The sequence below is a fragment of the Streptococcus oralis subsp. dentisani genome, from assembly GCF_002096615.1.
Classification (GTDB): Bacteria; Bacillota; Bacilli; order Lactobacillales; family Streptococcaceae; genus Streptococcus; species Streptococcus oralis_U.
This window is the reverse complement of the sequence record NZ_NCUX01000033.1, coordinates 393,644-415,082: the sequence shown is the minus strand read 5'-3', so window position 1 is coordinate 415,082 and position 21,439 is coordinate 393,644. Positions and strand designations below refer to the sequence as shown.

Annotated in this window: 24 protein-coding genes and 1 pseudogene; 3 read left to right on the top strand and 22 right to left on the bottom strand. The window is 39.6% G+C overall.

The window, feature by feature from the left end; genetic code table 11:
* Positions 1-101: 101 nt before the first annotated feature.
* Positions 102-1,118 carry a hypothetical protein gene (locus tag B7708_RS09220; protein ID WP_084975328.1) on the bottom strand — a complete coding sequence of 339 codons (1,017 nt, stop codon included), beginning with the start codon at positions 1,116-1,118 and terminating at the stop codon, positions 102-104.
* A gap of 252 nt (positions 1,119-1,370) precedes the next feature.
* Between B7708_RS09220 and B7708_RS09215 the strand changes: the two genes are divergently transcribed.
* On the top strand, positions 1,371-2,390 hold the full coding sequence (locus tag B7708_RS09215; protein WP_084975326.1) for a hypothetical protein: 1,020 nt from the start codon (positions 1,371-1,373) through the stop codon (positions 2,388-2,390).
* A 52-nt stretch (positions 2,391-2,442) separates the two neighbouring features.
* Here the strand turns inward: B7708_RS09215 and B7708_RS09210 are convergent, their stop codons facing one another.
* The 20 genes and pseudogenes from B7708_RS09210 to B7708_RS09115 all read right to left on the bottom strand — a co-directional run bounded on the left by B7708_RS09210 (position 2,443) and on the right by B7708_RS09115 (position 18,641).
* Positions 2,443-2,754 carry a hypothetical protein gene (locus B7708_RS09210; protein ID WP_084975324.1) on the bottom strand — a complete coding sequence of 104 codons (312 nt, stop codon included), beginning with the start codon at positions 2,752-2,754 and terminating at the stop codon, positions 2,443-2,445.
* Between the two features lie 119 nt (positions 2,755-2,873).
* Complete coding sequence (locus B7708_RS09205; RefSeq protein WP_084975322.1) at positions 2,874-4,616, bottom strand: glycoside hydrolase family 13 protein; 1,743 nt, start codon at positions 4,614-4,616, stop codon at positions 2,874-2,876.
* A gap of 176 nt (positions 4,617-4,792) precedes the next feature.
* Positions 4,793-5,284 carry a phosphoribosylanthranilate isomerase gene (locus B7708_RS09200; RefSeq protein WP_084975320.1) on the bottom strand — a complete coding sequence of 164 codons (492 nt, stop codon included), beginning with the start codon at positions 5,282-5,284 and terminating at the stop codon, positions 4,793-4,795.
* A 402-nt stretch (positions 5,285-5,686) separates the two neighbouring features.
* Complete coding sequence (locus B7708_RS09195; protein ID WP_084975318.1) at positions 5,687-6,256, bottom strand: hypothetical protein; 570 nt, start codon at positions 6,254-6,256, stop codon at positions 5,687-5,689.
* Positions 6,257-6,386: 130 nt separating this feature from the next.
* Complete coding sequence (locus tag B7708_RS09190; RefSeq protein WP_084975316.1) at positions 6,387-6,815, bottom strand: hypothetical protein; 429 nt, start codon at positions 6,813-6,815, stop codon at positions 6,387-6,389.
* Between the two features lie 185 nt (positions 6,816-7,000).
* A pseudogene (locus B7708_RS09185) lies at positions 7,001-7,249 on the bottom strand (phosphotransferase family protein); the annotation flags it as partial.
* 150 nt (positions 7,250-7,399) lie between these two features.
* Complete coding sequence (locus tag B7708_RS09180) at positions 7,400-8,017, bottom strand: SAP domain-containing protein (RefSeq protein ID WP_084975314.1); 618 nt, start codon at positions 8,015-8,017, stop codon at positions 7,400-7,402.
* A gap of 104 nt (positions 8,018-8,121) precedes the next feature.
* The gene (locus B7708_RS09175) at positions 8,122-8,250 is read right to left on the bottom strand and encodes an ADP-ribosylglycohydrolase (RefSeq protein ID WP_084975312.1); all 129 of its coding nucleotides are present in this window, start codon (positions 8,248-8,250) and stop codon (positions 8,122-8,124) included.
* 11 nt (positions 8,251-8,261) lie between these two features.
* A complete protein-coding gene (locus tag B7708_RS09170; protein WP_084975311.1) occupies positions 8,262-9,068 on the bottom strand; it encodes an alpha/beta hydrolase in 807 nt (268 codons plus the stop codon).
* 171 nt (positions 9,069-9,239) lie between these two features.
* On the bottom strand, positions 9,240-10,598 hold the full coding sequence (gene rlmD, locus B7708_RS09165; protein ID WP_084975309.1) for a 23S rRNA (uracil(1939)-C(5))-methyltransferase RlmD: 1,359 nt from the start codon (positions 10,596-10,598) through the stop codon (positions 9,240-9,242).
* A 74-nt stretch (positions 10,599-10,672) separates the two neighbouring features.
* A complete protein-coding gene (locus B7708_RS09160; RefSeq protein ID WP_084975307.1) occupies positions 10,673-11,647 on the bottom strand; it encodes a DUF1002 domain-containing protein in 975 nt (324 codons plus the stop codon).
* Positions 11,648-11,733: 86 nt separating this feature from the next.
* Positions 11,734-12,336 carry a lysozyme family protein gene (locus B7708_RS09155; RefSeq protein WP_009013979.1) on the bottom strand — a complete coding sequence of 201 codons (603 nt, stop codon included), beginning with the start codon at positions 12,334-12,336 and terminating at the stop codon, positions 11,734-11,736.
* The gene (locus tag B7708_RS09150; RefSeq protein WP_084975305.1) at positions 12,336-13,310 is read right to left on the bottom strand and encodes a nucleoid-associated protein; all 975 of its coding nucleotides are present in this window, start codon (positions 13,308-13,310) and stop codon (positions 12,336-12,338) included. Before B7708_RS09150 ends, B7708_RS09155 begins: the two co-directional genes overlap by 1 nt.
* A gap of 7 nt (positions 13,311-13,317) precedes the next feature.
* A complete protein-coding gene (glyA, locus tag B7708_RS09145) occupies positions 13,318-14,574 on the bottom strand; it encodes a serine hydroxymethyltransferase (RefSeq protein WP_084925894.1) in 1,257 nt (418 codons plus the stop codon).
* 54 nt (positions 14,575-14,628) lie between these two features.
* Positions 14,629-15,060, bottom strand: coding sequence for a GNAT family N-acetyltransferase (locus tag B7708_RS09140; RefSeq protein WP_084925896.1), 432 nt, complete (start codon positions 15,058-15,060; stop codon positions 14,629-14,631).
* 1 nt (position 15,061) lies between these two features.
* On the bottom strand, positions 15,062-15,664 hold the full coding sequence (locus B7708_RS09135) for an L-threonylcarbamoyladenylate synthase (protein ID WP_084925898.1): 603 nt from the start codon (positions 15,662-15,664) through the stop codon (positions 15,062-15,064).
* Positions 15,648-16,484, bottom strand: coding sequence for a peptide chain release factor N(5)-glutamine methyltransferase (gene prmC, locus B7708_RS09130; RefSeq protein ID WP_084925900.1), 837 nt, complete (start codon positions 16,482-16,484; stop codon positions 15,648-15,650). Before prmC ends, B7708_RS09135 begins: the two co-directional genes overlap by 17 nt.
* Positions 16,484-17,563 (bottom strand): peptide chain release factor 1, encoded by a 1,080-nt coding sequence (gene prfA, locus B7708_RS09125; RefSeq protein ID WP_001028815.1) that lies wholly within the window; start codon positions 17,561-17,563, stop codon positions 16,484-16,486. Before prfA ends, prmC begins: the two co-directional genes overlap by 1 nt.
* A gap of 9 nt (positions 17,564-17,572) precedes the next feature.
* Positions 17,573-18,052, bottom strand: coding sequence for a GNAT family N-acetyltransferase (locus tag B7708_RS09120; protein ID WP_084925903.1), 480 nt, complete (start codon positions 18,050-18,052; stop codon positions 17,573-17,575).
* The gene (locus tag B7708_RS09115; RefSeq protein ID WP_084925905.1) at positions 18,042-18,641 is read right to left on the bottom strand and encodes a thymidine kinase; all 600 of its coding nucleotides are present in this window, start codon (positions 18,639-18,641) and stop codon (positions 18,042-18,044) included. Before B7708_RS09115 ends, B7708_RS09120 begins: the two co-directional genes overlap by 11 nt.
* A 122-nt stretch (positions 18,642-18,763) precedes the next feature.
* Here B7708_RS09115 and B7708_RS09110 point away from each other — a divergent pair, with 122 nt between their 5' ends.
* Positions 18,764-18,946, top strand: a complete 183-nt coding sequence (locus B7708_RS09110; protein ID WP_001117401.1) for a 4-oxalocrotonate tautomerase — start codon at positions 18,764-18,766, stop codon at positions 18,944-18,946.
* Between the two features lie 133 nt (positions 18,947-19,079).
* Entirely contained in the window at positions 19,080-20,453 is a 1,374-nt protein-coding gene (mnmE, locus tag B7708_RS09105; protein WP_084925907.1) for a tRNA uridine-5-carboxymethylaminomethyl(34) synthesis GTPase MnmE, read from the top strand.
* 46 nt (positions 20,454-20,499) lie between these two features.
* Here the strand turns inward: mnmE and dapA are convergent, their stop codons facing one another.
* The gene (dapA, locus tag B7708_RS09100) at positions 20,500-21,435 is read right to left on the bottom strand and encodes a 4-hydroxy-tetrahydrodipicolinate synthase (RefSeq protein WP_084925909.1); all 936 of its coding nucleotides are present in this window, start codon (positions 21,433-21,435) and stop codon (positions 20,500-20,502) included.
* Between the last annotated feature and the right edge of the window lie 4 nt (positions 21,436-21,439).

The following is a 21,439-nucleotide window of genomic DNA, read 5'->3' as shown; positions in this document are numbered from 1 at the left end:
AAAGAAATCGTTTTAAATTGAAATCAAAAAACAAAAACAGGAACTAAATCGATTAGTTCCTTTGTTGAATCGTAAGTATAGTCAGTTATTCAAAATCTTATCTACTTATCTCGTGCTACTTGAACAGCTAGTTCAAAATCAGTCATCATATAATTTTCATCTAGGCGGATGAGACCATAGTACTCATTCCAAAATATCGAATCACTGTTGCTGGACCACTTTAATCCATACCATAGTTGAGTGACATCACTTGTATTTGATGGTGGAATTGACCATAGATGCTTCTTGAAAGTTTCTTGAACAAGAGAAACATCCAGTCGTGTAGTCAAGTCAAGTTCATTTAATTTGAAAGTAATAGAATGTTTTTTCGCTGCCTCAATACTGTCCTTGTTAAATCGAACCTGAATAACCTTAGAATCTTCTATAGCCACATCATGGTCCTCAGCACCGTAAAAGGAAATACTGCCCAGTACTATGCCATCTTTTGCTAGGAGATAGGGAGAGTAAGGAACAGCATTGCTATCAAGCTTGAAGCCTTTTTCGATTGTAACTGTTTTATCTCCAGGATACTTTTGGAAACTGTTACTTGTCAGGAGGTCTTCATAGTCGCTACCACCATCGCCCTGTCTCACATAGATGTCAAATCCAGCGTCCATCAGCTCACTGGATTTAGTTTCAGCTAAAATGATTTTACTTTCATTAATTTGTAAAATCGGTGCTTGAGGTGGCAAACCAATCGTGAGATTAAACATGACTCCTACTAGAAAGACAAGGAAGGTTATAAGGAGGGCAAGCATAGACTTCCCAGTTCGTTTTCTTGCATTGAAAAGGGCCATTAGAGCAGGTAGGAGGATCATTTTGGCTAAAATAGAATTCCCCACACCGCCTCTATTTAAGGTCTGAAAGGCAAAGATCCCTGCGATGACAATCAGTGTCAGGTAGATCAAAATCTCGCCTAGACCCAGTTTTTCTGTTCGAGTTTGTTGATTTACAGGAGTTTCGTACAATGACTGTCCATTCTCTTTCCTATTTTTTAGAAAAAGATAGAAGCCCAGACCTAGCAGCAGATTAAAGATTGCAAAAGCTATTAAAGTACCTATAATCACCGTTCTACCCATGGCTCTCTACTCCTTTATGTTCTATCTCAAATCTTTTCTTTCTCATTAAAAACAAATTCCCGAATAATAAAATGATTATTAAGAAAGGACTACCTTCTATCAGTACAATCGGTATAGCATAAATGGCAATCATTCCCATCTTTTTATCTTTAAGAATATTACTGATATTTCTAGCTCTGTTTCCCAAGAAAGTGCTATAATGGAGCTAATAAATTGTTCTGTATTCATTGGTGAAAAAAGGGGGATATAGCCATGTTCACTACTGTTGTTTTGATTTTTTATGCTCTTTTCTTTCTATCCTTATCCTTTACCTTTTATCTCTATATTAGACTTGTAGTTGCGGTTAAAAAAGGCAAAGACATTCCCAAATGGATTTATAAACTTGGTCATGCTGTTCAAGGAAGAATTCACGTTGACTATGAAGAAATCACTGATGCTAATGCCCTTAAAGAGATTCATTGGTTCTTGCTAATCTATTTAATCGTAAATCTACTCGTATTGGCTGGCTTCTACTATCATGGCAATAGCTTTCCTCAAGCCATTTATGAATGTTTGAAAAAACAATTTTTTATCGTACTTGTTAGTATGGTTTTAAAAAGTATCGGCAAATTGGTTGTACTAGCTATAAGAAAAAACTTTCGTAACAGTCATGTCTATGCATCAACCAACGCTTTTATCGGGACAGCTTTTTTAACGAGTTATGTTTTTATGTTTTGCATCATGATGAGTGGTCTTCCAGCTCAATCTGTTCCAGTCACCATTCAAAATACCACAGTCATTATCGGAGAGACCAAGGCTTCCGAGCTTTTAGAGCAAGGTTTCACCTTCGAAGATAAAGGTGCAAATAGTCCTATCACCAATCCAAAAAACGACCATTTCTACTACGGCCAGCTTCTCGAAATCAAACGTGAAGATCAGTCCTATGGTTTTATGACCCTTACTCCTACTGGCAAAGATACTGATCAACTCAAAAACTGTGTCATTACCTACTATAGAACGCCTAAGGATGCCCATCAATTGCAGGGAATTTCTATCAATCATGTCAGTTTAGCAAATCTCAAGCTCCAAGATTTTCAAACAAGAAAATTAATCGATATCTTTGAAGTCAATCCTGCTGATTACAATGTCGCTGAGACTGACTCAAACTACATCCTAACCATTCAAACGGCAGATTACGACCTCTGGAAAAGATACAGGATTGAAGCCAAGTTCAATTCAGATGGTTCCATAGATAGTTATGGTGTTAGAGCTCAACACAGTATGTGGGAATAAGATAGTATCATTTCAATACGAGCAAGTATAAGATTAAGTAAATGATTAAAAACTACTTAATCTTATGCTTATTCATTTTTTCTTGGAAAATATCTGTCAGAATTTGGCGCAATTCTTGAGCTTCCTTTTCAGGAAGTTGCCCTTCTTGTTCAGCTACAGCATACAACTCTGGATACTCAAGTGAAATTCTCTTGACTGTACGTGTAATAGCATGTTTTCTAACAAAAAATGGAATCCGTTTAATCATATCTTGAGGAATTAAGGCGATAATCTTATCGGCTGTTTCCTTGTCGTTCAGTTTAGAAAAAGTGAGTCCCTTTTTAATCATTTCTTGTTCTTTTTCTGTAAAATCTTGTAATTCCATCTGATTAATCCTCCTATTCTCTCTAAGTTAAATTATATATCAGGTGTAGCAAGACACCAAATAGTCTGTTTGTAAAATGCGTTCTATACTAGAATTTTCCTGTCACTCTTAATCTCTCCTTAGTAAAAAATCACGAAACCTTTAGGCAATATCACCAGTTGCTGGTCCAATTCTTGGCAATGACTTGCTAACGCTACAGCATCAATATCTACAAGATAGTTTTCAGCTGATTGGTTAAAAATAGCTTGGATTTTTTGTCCATCATAATGCCATTCTAGAGATAGCACGTCAGGCTTGATTTCTTCTAGAATATATTTCCCATGCTGGATAATGCCTGAAGTATCCTTGCGAAGCTGAATTAATTTCTTCATAAAGTTAAGCATGTCATTACTGTCGGAAACACGTTCCCAAGGCATGACACGACGACAATCTGGGTCTGGCCCTCCGTCTAATTCTAGCTCGGTTCCATAGTAGAAACACGGTGTCCCCCTTTGTAAAAAGAGGCAGGCTAGGGCAGACTTAACCAGTTGGACATCTCCCTTGGCTGTAGCCAAAATACGCTCCGTATCATGCGAATCCAAGAGATTGAACATCACTTCCGAAATTTGCTGTCTATAGTACATAGACTGGCTATTGATCTCATCGATAAATTGATGGGACTTCTTGACCCCACGCAAGAAATAATCCTTGATACTGTCAGAGAGAGGATAGTTCATGACCGCGTGGAATTCATCGCCATTTAGCCAAGGCTGAGAAGTGTGCCAGACCTCTCCAAGAATATAAAGGTCAGGTTTTTTAGCCAAGACAGCCTTACGGAAATCTCTCCAAAATTGGTGATCGACTTCATTGGCCACATCCAGGCGCCAAGCATCGATATCAAATTCTTCAATCCAGTAGGTCGCAACACTCAACAAATAGTCTCTCACTTGAGGATTTGCCGTATTGAGCTTAGGCATATAGCTCTCAAAGGCAAAGGTGTGGTAAGGGAGTTTTCTCGGATTACCTAGCTTATCCTTGGTCACTGGGAACTCTTGAACATGGAACCAGTCTTTATAAATAGAATCTTCACCATGTTTGAGAACATCCTGCCACTGTGGAGATTGGTCTCCGATATGGTTGAAAACAGCGTCCAGCATGATTTTCATGCCTCTCTGATGGGCTTGCTCCACTAATTGACGGAAAGTCTTTTTATCTCCAAAATGACGGTCAATTTCGAAATAATCCGTCGTATTGTACTTGTGATTGCTCGGGGACTCAAAGATCGGACAGAGATAAAGACCTGTAATCCCTAAGTCTTGTAAGTAATCCAGATGGTCAATGATGCCTTGTAAATCTCCACCAAAGAAGTCCTCACTTTTAGGCGTGATTGACGAATCCCAAGCTAGAGCTCCTTCTGGCGAAAGAGCAGGATTGCCGTTGGCAAATCTTTCTGGGAAAATCTGATACCAAACCGTCTTTGAAACCCAGTCAGGAACATGACAAGCATCAATTTCATGAATATAAGGAAGCTTAAAGCCATTCCCCTCGTAATGAAGATTTTCTAGTGTGTTTTCAACACACCCCTTATCGCCGTATAAGATTCTCCGACCTTGCTTATCCTTGACTTCAAAAAGATACTGGAGTCGGGCATAGCCAACTGTAACCTCCACTTGCCAGTAATCAAACAAAGCATCGGAGGTAAGTTTCCTCATCTCCTTGATTGCTTCATAACGATCCTCTATAAAGATAAAAGGATCACCATAATGTAAGTTGATGCTTTCGATATCATCTTTCTTGGTCCGGATACGGATGTGCATTTGCTTATCCTTATATAGATAAGCATACTCCGACTCTGGTCTATGGTAAATAGCTGTTAATTCCACTGTATTTGTCTCCTGATTTACTTTCATTCATCTGCGACGCAAACGTTTTCATAATTATAACTCCAGTATACTACTTTAAAATCTTATTTGCAAGGCTCGTTTGTATTTTCCAATAGTTTGTTTATGAAAATAAAAAAGCAGTTAATCTCACAACTTACTACTTTTTAAATGATGATTTACAAATGTCTTTCCAGCCAATCAATCTTCTTAAAATCTTTATTGCTATTTTGATTGTTTCGATAGGAGTCTTGAGAAGAAGCTTTGTAAATACTTAGATACTGTTCCAGACTTGGAACACGAAAAGTGATGTTCTCAAGATGGATAAGCTCTATATCCGATTCCGAAACTCCTGCAAAATCAGGTAAGGAATCGATACTTCCAAATTCAACACTCAAGTCATCTTTTTGGAATTCATGCTCATGAAGATCTATTAAAGTGTAGCCTAAGTGGTTCATCACTTTCATTATCTTGTCCCAGTCATAAATCCTGAGATGATCAGGCGCTTCCCATCCTCTAGGATCTCCAGGGACATGAATGTCAATGTCAGATGGCTTCCATTCTTCATTTGAACGGTATTCAAATCCCAAAGAACCCATCAGTGTCGGTGTAATTCCGACTTGGTTTAAATGGAAACAAATGGTTTTAAATTCTTCAAATAATAGACTCATGTTTACTCTAAACCTCAAATGTTAATTTCATCTAAATGTTCGTTATTTCTACTTTATTATATTAAAAATCTTCAATAATCTCAATTCGAAAAACAAGTCATAGAATCTAAGTAAAAAGATGAATCACTTGCCTTGATAGTTAAAAATCAGCAAATATAAAAGATTTGCTGATTCGACATTATTTTTTGCAATTATAGAACCAGAGAATTGTGGCTTTTATTCTAAGGCCTTGTTTTAGGCTTCTTCTGCTTATGAAACGATTGGCTAGCTAGATTATATCGTCGGCAGCTACTACACTGCACATACAACGGCTTCAAAGGATATAAAATCTGTAATTCTTTCCTTTCGAACATAAATTGATTCATTTTTTGTCACATTTTTTCTAAACTGAATGACTACCTGTTAAATTATAGAAAATTGTTGTTTGATTTCAGACAGTTCTTGTAACTTTCTTTCCAAAACCACTGGATTCATTCCATTTTGAACTGCAATTTCATAATACTTATCAAACTCAGGATGATTATTTTGTTTTACAACTGCTAAAAGTTCTGCAAAATATCCCCAAACATTATTATAGCTCCTTGTTGAAGTATAATCTTCTCTTTTCGGCATCCACTGCAGTTTTACAAAATATTTGTCAAGTATCTTGCTCCATGTTTCTATATCATCGTCGTAGCAAAAAAACTTGTTTTCAAACAAACTGCCGAAACGCTTATCCCAAAATTTTACATTATCAGGTAAATACCATGTATTACGGGTGTCACGACATATCAATTCTATTGCTATTCTTTCAAGTATTACAGCCGGGTCTCCTCCTACACAGTCATAACTTCCAGCAACCATGCTTTGTGCGCCTTCTTCTTTTAATTCTTCATAGGCTGTCTTGCTGTCAAGTAAGACCAAGGCAATTTTGGCACGGTGACCGAATGCTTTTCCTGCACTCAATATTCGATACTTCTCAATTTGGTTCATAGTTCCTCCAGCAATTATTTTTCCTTATGTTGATTCATCTTTTTATAACAATTCCTTATACAGATATCACAATCCCTCTCTAAGATTGATTTCTCTTAGTTGTTTTTTATTTCCTATTTGCTGAATAAAATTATTTTCTTGATTGATAGAATTCCTTATACTTTGGATCGTCAGACTGGAAATATCGGTTGCCTACACCTTTTTGTTTGAGCAGATTCTTCCATAGTTCAAATGCTTCGTCTAAGTTTCCAAGTTCAAATTCATACTTTGCCTTCATGTGTTCAACCTCAGAATCAAACAAGTGCAGCTCATCATTGTTTTCGATCATTCTGTCCAACCAAGATTTTGCTATCACCATATCTCTATTTCCGATCGCATGCTTGAAAAAGCTTTTCGCATAGTTGTATCCCTGATTCCATTTTGCTCCCGACTCTGGAAAAGCGTTCCAACCTTGTTCTGCAAGAACGAATCCCTCCTCGAACTTGTTTTCGCCTATCTTGGTTACAGCTTCCTTACCATAAGCAATAACCTCTGCATATCTTTCATCATCCAACAACATCCTACATTCCTCCTCAAATTTTTATTGTTATGTTATCTTTTCAGTCACATGATTGCATTCGTTTTTATCTCAGCAAATACTAAACTATCTTTTACACAGTTACAACAAATGATTTCAATATTCTTTATATTTTTCTATCTAAACGTTAAATTATCCATCCTATTCTCTTATGATTATAACATTTATTATTCAGCATTATTCTTGTTCAGATACCAACTTGGGATTATTCGGTTCATATAGTGATACCATTCTAAAATTTTCTTAGCTTGATTTTGCATTACTGCTACTTCCTCTTCTCCATAAGGAATAGCCCATGGAAGAGCTCCAATTAAGTTACTTAGAATGTAAACAGCAAGAAGTTTCCAAAATAAATCCGAGACCTTATCATCAAAGTATCCATCTATCATACCAGATGAGAAAGCGGGAGATACTTGAGGTCTATCTTTTAAAAATTTACGAACTCGAAGAGAGGCTACTTTCTCCATTATATCAAACTCAATTTTCTTAGAATCTAATTTCTCTTTATCAGAAACACGCATAGCATAAACTTCCTCCCTGTGAACTATTGGTTTATACTGACATTCCTACTTGCCACACTCTTTTATTTTATCAGCATATTTGGTCAAAAGATTCTTTGAATAAATTTTTTCATTTTTTGAATTTCTAACTTCTTTCCAAAGAATAGAAGCTACTTTTAGTTTATTCGAGTAGTTGCCGCTATTTTCGTCTGCACAGAAATCCTTTAGAAATTGGTTCCATTGACAAACCGAATGATCATACTTGGCATAATCTGAATTTCCATAATAAACCTTTAGCATATCTTGAATTGTAAAACTCAAATCATTTTCTTTTTTTACTTTTCTCCAAGCAGTTGCCATATCAGCAGTAAATTTAAAGGGCGAAACACCTGTTAAAGTTGAGAAATATTCTCTAAAGTGTGCGTTAAAGGAGAACCCGCATTCAAGCAAGGGCGTATCTAAGGTAACGACTTCTACTCGTTTCTTTTTCCTTTTTACTGATGATTTTTTAATCAAATTCCCCTTAAAGTACTGCTCAATAATATCATTGAGTTCCTGTTTTGTACCTCTATTTTCAAGCCCTAATGACTGGCATATCTGTGAAAGCTCATCACGATACCAGTAGTATTTATTAAATTCATCAAAGGATGTGATTTTTTCAAACTCAGGCCTTCTTTCTATCAATATGACACCTCCTTAAAAACAGTTTAGGTTTTCTTCTCAAAATAATGGAATTTTGGCTTCTTTATTTTGAGGATTAGCAACGTTTCACTAACAAACTCACACACTCAGCGGTTCGGACTTACCGTATCATCCGTGAAAAAACAATCCTCACAAAATAAAGGAAAATCCTTCGTTTTGATATTGTTCCATTCGTAAACTGAACCTACAATATCTCCAATAATTGCTCCTAGCATGGTATTCCTCCTTATGGCATATCAGATTCGTTACACATTTCTAATGAATCACTCTTTAAAAATGGCACCACCAAATCAATCCACTCATAAGGCAGGTAAGCTGATAAATAGCCGTGGTTATAGCCCTTTGCTTCATACAAAATTGTATTTGAATGTAGCTGATGAAATAATTTCGCTGATTCTTTCACACAGTTCAATTCTTTTTCACCATAGATATACAGAACCTGAGCCTTGCTAGCAGAAATCATATCTTTCAGCTTGTAACATCCCATATAGTTTTTGTAAATGGTCACCAATGTTTTGATAGGCGTCCTTGGCAAATCCTCCAAATAATAAGCTTTTATTTCCTCTGGATAAGCCAGTTTAGGATAGAGTTTGTTCATCATGCTGAACTGAAGTTTGCAAGAGAATTTATTGAACATCAGTTTACCAAATAGAGACACTAGAAAGATGCTGATTTTAGCTAACCTTGGTTGAGGAATACAGAGGCTTCCATCTATGATGGCCTTCTCAGCAATTTCACTGTCTAAAGACAAAAGCTCCATGGCAATTTGACCACCAAGTGAAACACCACCGATTGCAAACAATTTCCCACCACAGTTTGCTTTGATATAGTCTAGAATCTCCAAAGCAGAATCTTCAGTAGAAACATAATCAAGTTGATATTCCTCGCCGTGGCCATTCAAAGTGGGTAGAATAATACGGTATTCTTCTGACAAGATTCGTGCTTGACGAAGATAATTCCACCAAGAACTGCCACCACCATGTATCAGTAAAATAGGAGGCAAATTCTTATCACCAAATTCATGGAATTTCATATTTAAACTCCTTACTGTAGGACTTTCACTAGCTACATCCTTGTTAATCTGTTTGAACAAGCAGTGATACCGCCTTAACATGATGCGTCTGTAGAACTCAAAAAGTTCTGGGAGTTCAAAGCTCCAGTGGAGCTTTGAAGCCTCTCACCCTAAAATGAGAAAGCGAGAGGATTAACTATGTTTCTCTAACAAGCCTACACACTCAACATGGTGCGTTTGAGGAAACAGATCCACTGGTTGGACTTTCTTCAATTCATATCCTAACTCTTGGTAGAGTTTGATATCACGTGCCATGGTTGCGACATTACAAGAGATATAAGCAATGCGGTCTGCTCCTGTTTGAACGCTTGCTTTGATAAAGCTCTCAGTCAATCCCTTACGTGGAGGATCAACCAAGATAACGGTTGGTTGGATACCTTCCTTGAGCCAGTTCTTCATGGCGTTTTCAGCTGTGTCACAGACATAGTGTGCATTGGTGATATTGTTTAATGCAGCATTCTTTTGGCTATTCTCAACTGCTTCTGGAATCACTTCAACACCGTAGACTTCCTTGACATGCTTAGCAACAGATAAACCAATCGTTCCAATTCCTGAGTAAGCGTCAATCACCACATCATCTTCTTTTAACTCTGCAAAGTCAATGGCTGTTTGATAAAGTTTCTCAGCCATTTCTGTATTGACCTGGTAAAAGGCTGGACCAGCGATTTGGAAGTCATTTTCCAACATCCGGTCCGTAATATAGTCTTGACCATAAAGAGTCTTCCACTCCTTACCAAAAATCGCATTGGTATTTCGGTCGTTGATATTTTGCATGACAGACACAATCTCTGGGAACTGCTTGATGACTTGTTCAATTAACTGTTTCACTCGGAAAATTTTAGGACGTGTAGTCACTAAGATAACCATGATTTGTCCGGAATAGTGCCCGCGACGCACCACAAGATTTCGAATCAAGCCAGACTGTTCCTTTTCATCATAAGGTTTCAAATCATAGCGACGAAGCAAATCTCGAAGAACTACCACAACTTGGTCAATGACAGGATCCTGGATGAAGAAATCTTCAAGGGGCATGAGGTCGTGCGAATTCTTACGGAAAAAGCCAGTTTCCAAGATACCATTCACTCGACGAACGGGCACCTGCGCCTTATTTCGATACTTGACTGGATGTTCCATGCCGAGCGTTTCAGCGACCTCTACATCGGTAATACCAGCAATCTTATAGAGACTATCTCTGACTTGCTTGCTTTTAAACTTGAGTTGTTCTGGATAAGCAAGATGCCCCAAATCAGCGATACCTGAACGCAGATAAGCTAGGTCAAGGTCTTGGTTACGATGCGGAGAGTGTGTAAGGTATTCTTCAACTTTCCCAAAGCCAATCTTTTTATTGACTTTAAGGACACGCATGAGAATTTTCTCAGTTGGTAGAGCATTTTCTACAAAGAAAACCAAACCTTCTATCTTTGCGACCCCAGCACCTTCATGAGCCAAATCAACAATTTCAACTTCTACAATATCATTTTTCTTTAACATATTTTTCACTTTCTATCGGCCGACAAAAAAAGACGGCAACATTTCTGTTACCATCTATTATATCATGAAATGACCTAAGCACCAAAACTCTTGAAGAAGTTGACAATCGCTTGCCAAAGGGAACTCAAGAAGTTGCTCCCGTCTTCTAGCGCTTTATTGGCATCAAAGTTGAGATTGATATTTTTAAAACTATCTCCAGCTTGAGAGACAATGCTTTGCTTTAGGTCATTTAGGGTTTTAGTGAAATCAGCATTGTTCAAAATGTCACTCTTTGAGAGATTAAGTGCAAAATTGATGATGATATTGACCTGGTTTCCTGTTATAACCTGATCGAGTTTGTAGTTTTTTAGCGTGTCTTCTACAATTTTGCGGACATCTTCTTCTGTCAGATTACCTTTGGCTTCCTTTGCCTTTGCAATTCCTGCCTTGATATCTGCCATAGCCACATTGAGCTTATTGGCATCGTAACCTGACTTGTCCTTGTTTTCAGCATTGATATCGGATAAGGCTTTTAGCTCCTCTTGAGCCAAGTCTTTATTGGCTTGTGGTACTTTAGCACCATTAGCCTCTAACGAGTAGTAAATCCCAGCTAGAGCGCTCTCACCAGTAACTGGAATGGGTGCTGCAACTGTGATTTTGGCATGCTCCACTCCCAGCGTCACTGCTGCGTTACGGTACATATCCTGCGTCACCTTGGTGATATTTTCGGGCGTTTCAATCTTGACCTCCAGAGGCGACTTGTCACCCAGCTTTTGAATCTTGGCTGACGAATAGAGTTGTAGACTTGCATCATTAGCCACATTCATAATTTTCGAATAGATATCAGGTGTCATAGTTTTAATATCTTTGGTATCTTTCGATGCGTCATAGCCAAGTTTGCTAAGAGTTTGGTTTTTCTGGTCTTCAGTTAGTGAAGAGCCAAGTACATATTCAGGTTGTACATAGGTTTCATCGATTACTTTTTGAACATCTGTTGCTGCGTGGACGCTCGTCATAGCTGTTGCTGCCCACAAAATTGCAGCGCTTGTTAGAAAGAATTTCTTTCTCATAGGGTATTCCCTCCTTTACCTTTCTAGGGTAATAAAACAATCTTAAAGAAAGCTTATAGTGAAAAACACCTGGCAAAACCAGATGTTTAAAAGAAATTAAAGAATTTCATAATATAAAGATTGAATCGAACCTGTCTAGAATAATAATAATTCCCACCATTTTCATAAAGTTCTGCTCCGTGGAAGATAGAAATCGGGTTGATGTAGGTGTAAGTTTTTCCAGTTGTATTTCCAAGAATGGGAGCGACGGTTTCACGAGAATATTGTTTGGCCAAGGCGAGAGTGTTTTCCTTGCCATTTTGAGCGATAAAATCGATATAAGCGGGGCCAAAATTATAGGCTTGCACGGCTGTCCAGACATCAACACCCTTTTCCTGAGCTAGATAGAGATTATCAGTCAATGTCTGAATTCCCTGACGAATGCTCGTCACATTGTCATTGATAGTATTTGTGGTACCGCTAGCAGACTCGCTAGACTGCATGACATCGCCTTCTTTTCCCTTCGTTTCGGTATAAATCATGGCGAGCACAAGCTCTTCATTGGCTGGAGTATCTCTTTCACTGAGGATTTCCCGAACCATAGGTTGGTAGGTCATGACTTGCTTCACATCTTGATGGATATGATAAACTTTATAGACAGCGAAAAGGAAGACTGCTAGCACTAGCACTCTTCGTAGTAATTTAAACATTATTTACTTTGAATATCCTCGATATTTTTGATTAAGATAGAATAGGTTCCATTGTCATTTTGTATAAACTCGACCGATTCTGCGTCTTGGTAAACATTATTGGGAACGATAAGTTCGATTCCGTTTGACAAGGAAAGTTTTTGGTTTTCAAATTTCTTGAGCTGACGACTGGCATCAATTTCATCGAACTGGACTGGTTCTGGTACAGCTTCCTTGACCTGATCGATAAAGCTCAAACGAGCTGTCAGATTGTTATCAAAAAGGTCGTTAGCCAATTTCTCTGGAGACAGTTCATTGCTTTCTTCGAGATTGTTGAAAATAGCTGATTTAACCTTGGATTGAAATTGAAAATCATCTGTGTTAAAAGTTTCAGCAATTCTCTGGGCCGTTTTTTCCAGTTCCTTGATGGATTTTTTTGGTGAAATCTTAGGAGCAACACTTAAGAGATTATCTGAAAAATAATTCAAGAAAGTCCCATTATACTTGATTCGTTTTTCGATGAGATGGTACTTGCGACTTTGAAGATTGACCACCAAGGCCTCGTCAGCTCCCGTTCCAAATCCAGGCAGGTTATTCTGAGTCAGCTTGATTGGATTATCAACTTCCCCACCGAGGTGGGTTAGGGTCTCACGCAGGGCGATTCGCAAGAAAGCGAAATGTTCTACACCTTCTTTCGAAAATTGCACAAAAATCAAGTCATTAGTCTTAAGATTTTCAGAAATACTAAACTCCTCTTTCCAGAGATTAGCCAATGTGGCTGATGTCTCCAACAAATCATCTGTGATGTGATTGAAGAAGGGATTTTCTTCCTCGAAAATCCCAGTCTTAGCTTCATCTGAATACACACGTTCGATTTTCTTACGCAGGTATTCTTCAATTTTTGGAGTGATATTGAGAAACTTATCCGCTAGGAACAGCTCGGTGTCATCTGGGCTGAACTGATGGATAATAGCTTTCTTAATATAAATGTCCATAAAAGTATTAGTCCTCGTATAGTGGGAAGGCATCTGTCAACGCTTTGACTTCGCTTCTCACTTCTTCTAAGACAGCTTCATTTTCTGCATTCTTAAGGGTTTTAATGATGAGTTCAGCCACTTTACGGCTTTCTTCCTCACCAAATCCACGTGCAGTGATGGCTGCAGATCCGATACGAATACCACTTGTCTTGAATGGTGACAAGGTTTCGTATGGGATTGAGTTTTTATTTAGGGTAATATTAACCTCATCCAACAAGTTTTGAGCAACTTTTCCGTTTTCTACAACCTTAGTCACATCCACTAGGAAGAGGTGATTTTCAGTCCCTCCTGAAATGATACGGAAATCAGGGTCTTGCAAGAAGACTTCAACCATAGCCTTGCTGTTTTTGATAACATTGGCAGCATATTCCTTGAAGGCTGGATCCAAAACTTCTTTGAAGGAAACAGCTTTAGCAGCGACAACATGCTCCAAAGGACCGCCTTGAATACCAGGGAAAATAGCTGAATTGATCTTCTTAGCAAGTTCCTCATCATTAGTCAAAATCAAACCACCACGAGGGCCACGAAGGGTTTTGTGGGTCGTTGTTGTAGTGATATGAGCGTATGGTACTGGGCTTGGGTGAAGTCCGGCTGCAACCAAACCAGCGATATGGGCCATATCTACCATGAGCTTAGCCCCAACAGCATCAGCAATTTCACGGAATTTTGAGAAGTCGATAACTTGAGAATAGGCTGAAGCACCAGCTACGATCAGTTTTGGTTTTACTTCTTGGGCTTGTTTCAAGATCGCATCAAAGTCCAAGAGTTCCGTTTCAGGATCCACACTATATGACACAAAGTTGTAGGTTTGGCCAGAGAAGCTAACTGAAGCTCCGTGGGTCAAGTGTCCACCTGCTGCCAAATCCATCCCCATGACCGTATCACCTGGCTCAATCAAGGCCATGTAAGCCGCGCAGTTGGCTTGGCTTCCTGAGTGAGGTTGGACATTGGCGAATTTAGCACCGAAAATTTCTTTCGCGCGTTCAATAGCAAGAGTCTCTACTACGTCTACTACATCAGTTCCACCATAATAACGGCGTCCTGGGTAACCCTCGGCATATTTGTTGGTCAAGATAGACCCTTGAGCAGCCATAACAGCCTTGGAAACCACGTTTTCGGAGGCGATCAACTCAATGTTGTTTTGTTGGCGTTCTTCTTCTTTGGCAATAGCATTCCAGAGATCAGCATCGTATGCTTTAAAATCATCTTTGTCAAAAATCATAGGTCTTCTCCTTTATAGTGTGACTGGTCCTTTAGTTTGTTTTTACAAAATAAACTAAAAGATGCGAATAAACCGTTTTTGCACTTTATCACAAGTATAACCAACTTTTTCATAAAATGCATGAGCTCCCAGACGATGATCAGCAGAGTTTAAGCGGATAAATCCGTAACCCCGTCTTTTTGCTTCTTGATCCAACCCTTGCAGTAAGCTTTTACCGATACCTTGCCCTTGCGCTTGAGGTGAGACTGCTAAGGCTAAGATATTAAATCCTGCTTTGGAATAAAGGGACTCATAGACCTCAGCGTGGACATAGCCAAGCAGGATATGACTAGCTGCATCCTCATAGCCAAGTAGGAAATGATGTGAATCCTGAGATAGTCTAGCTAGTTGACTAGCCGTCTCGTCTGGACTAAAAGAATATCCCAAAGCCTCTTGGTTGATCTCACATATAGCTTTCACATCTGTTTCTTGCAAATCTCTTAGCATCTCATTTCTCCTCAAAAGAAATCTCTGGCAACCGAGCAAGTATATCTTCTCGTTTAATTGCCCCCTGGCGTAAGATTTTCACCTTGTCTCCAGACAAATCCAAAATGGTCGAATCCTGTCCAGTTAGAAAAGCATCGTCTTCCAGACCCAGAACCTCTTGGTCAAAATCCTCTAAAATTTGAGCAAAGGTCACTCCACTTGCCTGACCTGAAATATTGGCAGACGGCCCAATCAAAGGACCTGTCTCTCGGATCAAATCAAGTGTAATGGGGTGACTCGGCATCCGAAATCCCACCGTTACAAGACCAGAATTGACCCAATAGGGAACTCTGTCATTAGCTTCGAGAATAATGGTCAATGGACCCGGTAAAAAGGCCTCTACAAGTTTTTCTAGATAAGTTGGCTGATTCTTTGAAAAGTACAAGATGTCCTCTAGAGAAGCGACATTAAGATTGAGTGCCTTGTCTCTAGGACGACGTTTGAGTTGGTAAACATGGTCGACAGCTTTTTCATCTAAGGCCTTAGCAAAGAGACCATAAACCGTCTCTGTAGGTAGAACAACAGCTCCGCCCTTTTCCAACTCTTGTCTAATCCTGTCCATCATCAACTACAACCATCCTATCTTGACCAAATTGGTCCTTGAGTGTTCGTACCCGTTTTTCAGGAAGATGTTTCCTAAAAAGCGCAGGAACACTTTGACCTTGCTTGTATCCAATTTCAAGGTAAATCTTACCACCATTTGTGAGATAGTCTTTTGCATCCTCCGCAATTCTGCGGTAAATAGCTAGGCCATCCTCATCTGCAAAGAGAGCTAGATGAGGTTCTGAATGCAAAACATTCAAACCAACCTCTGACTCATCTTCACGAGAGATATAGGGTGGATTGGATACAATTATATCATATTTTTCAGAAATTTCTGTAAAACAATCGGATTTTTTTAAAAATATCTGTAGATTCTGAACTTTAGCGTTTTCAGATGCCAAATCTAGAGCATCTTGAGAAATGTCTGCTGCTGCAACTGACCAATCTGGTCTATTTTTTGCTAAAGCAAGGGCGATGGCCCCGCTACCTGTACCGATATCAAGTAATGAAAGATTCGTCTCAGGATTTTCTGCCAAGATAAGTTCTACCAACTCCTCTGTCTCAGGACGAGGAATCAAAACTCGCTCATCCACTTTTAACTGCATTCCAAAGAAATCTGCGTGACCAATGATATACTGAGCTGGTTTGTGAGCTGCTAACTGCTGATAAATTTCTTCTACAAATTGTCTTTCTTTCTCTGTTACCTCTTGCTGAAGGGCAAAGACAAAGTCCGTAAAAGAGAGATTTTTTAAGCTACGATAGACAAAAGAGAGGCTTTCTGCTTCCTCTCCTTGTCTTATCAACTCTTCTTCAAAATCTGAAAATAATTGAGCTAATTTCATTATTTGTTTAATTCTTCTAATTTTTGCGTTTGGTCATAAAGAACCAAGGCATCTACAACTTCATCCAATTTACCAGACAAGATCGTATCTAGTTTTTGGAGGGTCAAGCCAATACGGTGGTCCGTAACACGGTTTTGTGGGAAGTTGTAAGTACGGATCCGCTCTGAACGGTCACCAGTACCGATTGTCGACTTACGCTCAGCATCCTGCTCATCTTGAGCAATCTGAGCAAAGTGGTCAGCAACACGCGCACGGATGATTTTCATAGCCTTCTCACGGTTTTTCTGCTGGGTACGTTCTTCCTGCATCTCAACTTTGATATTAGTTGGCAAGTGAACGATACGAACGGCAGTCGCAACCTTATTGACGTTCTGTCCACCAGCACCTGATGCGTGGTAGATATCAACACGAAGGTCTTTTGGATCGATATCGTATTCTACTTCTTCAACTTCAGGCATAACAAGAACTGTGGCAGTTGAGGTATGAACACGACCTTGGCTTTCTGTCACAGGGACACGTTGCACACGGTGGGCACCTGATTCATACTTGAGTTTAGAGTAAACAGACTGACCTGATACCATGGCAACCACTTCTTTGAATCCACCGACACCGTTCATAGAAGCTTCCATGACTTCAAAGCGCCAGCCTTGGGCTTCCGCATACTTTTGATACATGGTTAGAAGATCACCAGCGAAGAGGGCTGCTTCGTCTCCACCAGCTGCTCCACGGATTTCAAGGATGATGTTCTTGTCATCGTTTGGATCCTTTGGAAGGAGCAAGATTTTCAGTTTTTCTTCGTATTCTTCTTTTTCAGCCTTGGCATCTTTGAGTTCTTGCTTAGCCATTTCTTCCAAATCCGCATCTCCGCCAGATTCCTTAATCATTTCTTCGGCATCAACGATATTTTGAAGGACTTGTTTGTACTCACGGTAGGCTGTTACCGTATCACGAGTAGAAGCCTCTTCTTTTGAAAGCTCCATGAAACGCTTGGTGTCTGATACTACATCAGGGTCACTCAGCAATTCTCCTAGTTCTTCGTAACGGTCTTCTACAGCTTGTAGTTGATCATAGATGTTCATTTTTTCTCCTTATTTCTCAATTGTTAAATCATAGATTGCTACTACTTCGTTCTCAAATATTTCCCCAGTTTCTTTAAATCCATAACTGAGGTAACAAGATCTTGCATGTTCATTTTCTGGTTCATAAGACAACCAAAGTTTATTGCCTAAACCTGCTGACGCTGTCTGAACATAGTCTAGCACTTTATCCATAATTGGTTTAAAATATCCTTGATTTTGAAAATTCTTATCAATCATAAAACGAAATAGTAAATAATTTCCACTACTAATTTCGATCTTTTTATCATAAGCTATCATCACGAAACCTATAATTGCATCATTATCATAAACTGCCAATGGAGCTACAAAATCTCCATTTTTAGTGTAGACATATGCTTCAGCTAAACTAATTGCGTTGGTTGCAATGAATTGTTTTTGATATTCCTTGACATCCAAATTCAAAACATCAAAATAATTTTCCATTGTAACATCTCTTAGTTCAATTGTCATAGTTGTGCTCCTTGTTAGATGTTATCATTGGCGCAAAATAATGTTTTCGGCAGACTGAGATATAGGTTTCATTTCCACCGATCTGAATTTGTTCGCCATCATAGACTGGCACACCATCTTGAGTTCGCAACACCATAGTCGCCTTTTTCTTACAATACTGACAGATGGTCTTTATCTCATCGATTTTATCTGCTAAGAGCAAAAGATATTTGGAACCTTCGAATAATTCATTACGAAAGTCATTTTTCAAACCAAAAGCCATGACGGGTATGTCTAACTCATCGACGACACGAGCTAAGTCGTAAACATGGTGACGCTTGAGAAACTGGGCCTCATCGACCAGCACACAGTATGGTTTTTCAGGTAAGTCTCGGATATAGCCGAAGATATCCGTCGTTTCCTCAATCGCAATGGCTGGGCGTTTCATGCCAATCCGACTAGATACATAGCCGACACCGTCACGCGTATCCAGAGCCGAAGTCATAATCACAACTCCCTTTCCTTGCTCCTCGTAGTTATAGGCCACCTTGAGAATCTCAATCGTCTTACCAGAGTTCATGGTCCCATAACGATAATACAACTGTGCCATGCTTCTATTTCACGTCCATTTCTAAATTTTTGCTACATTCTAGTATATCATAATTTTCTGAAGCTTTAAATGGCAAAATGTGGTAAAATAGAAGAAAGCAAAAACTAGTGGAGGAAGCTATTATGCCATTTGTACGCATCGATTTATTTGAAGGACGCACGCTCGAGCAAAAAAAAGCTCTTGCTAAGGAAGTAACAGAAGCAGTTGTCCGCAACACTGGAGCACCTCAATCAGCTGTCCATGTCATCATCAACGACATGCCAGAAGGAACCTACTTTCCTCAAGGGGAAATGCGCACCAAATAAACTAGCTTAAGCAGAATTGCTTAGGCTTTTTCAATCTCCAAGTAGCATCCATTGAAGAAATGGTTTAAATTTGTTACAATTTGAAAAGAGCCTTGGAGGAATTTCCAAGAAAAGTGTTATTAAAGGAAGAAATATGATTACACGTGAATTTGATACCATCGCTGCGATCTCTACTCCACTAGGCGAAGGAGCAATCGGGATTGTCCGCCTGAGTGGAACTGATAGTTTTACCATTGCGCAAAAGATTTTCAAAGGCAAAGACTTGAGTCAGGTTGCAAGTCATACCCTTAACTATGGTCACATCGTTGACCCTCAGACAGGTAAAGTTATGGACGAGGTTATGGTTGGTGCCATGAAATCTCCAAAGACCTTTACTCGTGAGGATATTATCGAGATCAACACCCATGGTGGGATTGCAGTGACCAATGAAATTCTCCAGCTAGCTATCCGTGAAGGAGCCCGAATGGCAGAACCCGGTGAATTTACCAAGCGCGCCTTTCTAAACGGTCGTGTAGACTTGACTCAGGCTGAGGCGGTGATGGATATCATCCGTGCCAAGACAGACAAGGCTATGAATATCGCAGTCAAGCAACTCGATGGTTCCCTTTCTGATCTTATCAATAATACTCGCCAAGAAATCCTCAATACTCTTGCCCAAGTAGAGGTCAATATCGACTATCCTGAGTATGACGATGTTGAAGAAGCCACTACTGCAGTCGTCCGTGAGAAGACTAAGGAGTTTGAACAACTGCTGACCAATCTCCTTAGAACAGCCCGACGTGGTAAGATCCTTCGCGAAGGAATTTCCACTGCTATCATCGGCCGTCCTAACGTTGGGAAATCCAGCCTCCTCAACAATCTCTTGCGTGAAGACAAGGCTATTGTAACGGATATCGCTGGTACTACACGAGATGTTATCGAAGAATACGTCAATATCAATGGTGTTCCTCTCAAATTGATTGATACAGCTGGTATCCGAGAAACAGATGATATCGTTGAACAAATCGGTGTCGAGCGTTCGAGAAAAGCCCTCAAGGAAGCTGACCTAGTACTACTAGTCCTAAATGCCAGTGAACCACTAACAGCCCAAGACCGCCAACTCTTAGAAATTAGCCAGGACACCAACCGCATTATTCTACTTAATAAAACTGATCTTCCTGAAGCGATTGAAACTTCAGAACTCCCTGAAGATGTCATCCGTATTTCAGTCCTGAAAAATCAAAACATTGATAAGATCGAAGAACGTATTAACAGCCTCTTCTTTGAAAATGCTGGTTTGGTTGAGCAAGATGCCACTTACTTGTCTAACGCTCGTCATATTTCCTTGATTGAAAAGGCAGTCGAAAGTTTGCAAGCAGTTAACGAAGGACTAGAACTTGGCATGCCAGTTGATCTTCTTCAAGTAGATTTGACTCGTACTTGGGAAATTCTCGGAGAAATCACTGGAGATGCCGCACCTGATGAACTCATTACACAGCTCTTTAGCCAATTCTGTTTAGGAAAATAAGCAAAATCCATGATCCTTCTTGCGGTCATGGATTTTATTGTCTTTATTAGTAATCTGGTCTTAAGACACCAGTCACAGTTGCTTTAGTCGCCTCATAGTCGCCGTCAATAACGACCTTGATAATACGTTTTGCGTCCTCTTCTGGCGCTGGAACCAAAGGTAGACGAGTTGGACCCGCTTCAAATCCCATGTAGTTCAAAACGGCCTTGACAGGTGCAGGGCTTGGATAAGAGAAGAGGGCATTGACCTTAGGAATGAATTTCCGTTGAATAGTAGCTGCTTTCTTCATATCACTTTCTGCAATGGCAGTAAACATCTCGTGCATCTCATCCCCGTTTGTATGAGAGGCAACAGAAATAACCCCATCTGCACCAAGGTTCATGGCATGGAAGGCATCTCCATCTTCACCTGTATAAATCAAAAATTCCTCTGGCTTGTGTTCAATCAAGTAAGCCATATTGGCCAAGCTGGTACATTCTTTAACACCGATAATATTAGGATGGTCAGCCAAGCGAAGCATGGTATCAGGAGTCAACTCAACAACCACACGCCCTGGAATGTTATAGATGATAATGGGTAAGTCAGAAGCATCCGCAATCGCCTTAAAGTGCTGGTACATGCCTTCCTGAGAAGGTTTATTGTAGTAAGGCACGATAGCAAGCCCAGCTGCGAAACCACCAAATTCTGCTACTTCTTTGACAAACTCAATCGAGTCACGTGTGTCATTGGTACCTACACCCGCAATCAAAGGAACACGTCCATTGACAACCTTCTGTACAGCCGCAAAGAGTTCCAACTCTTCATCGTGGGTCAAGGTCGGACTCTCTGCGGTAGTCCCAGCTAGCAGAATACCATCTGTATGATGGGCCAATAAATGCTCGATCAAGGCTGGAATAGCATCAAAGTTGATGGAACCATCCTCATGGAAAGGGGTAATGAAGGCCGTGATGATTTTACACTCTTTTAAATCTTGGTAAGACATGTGA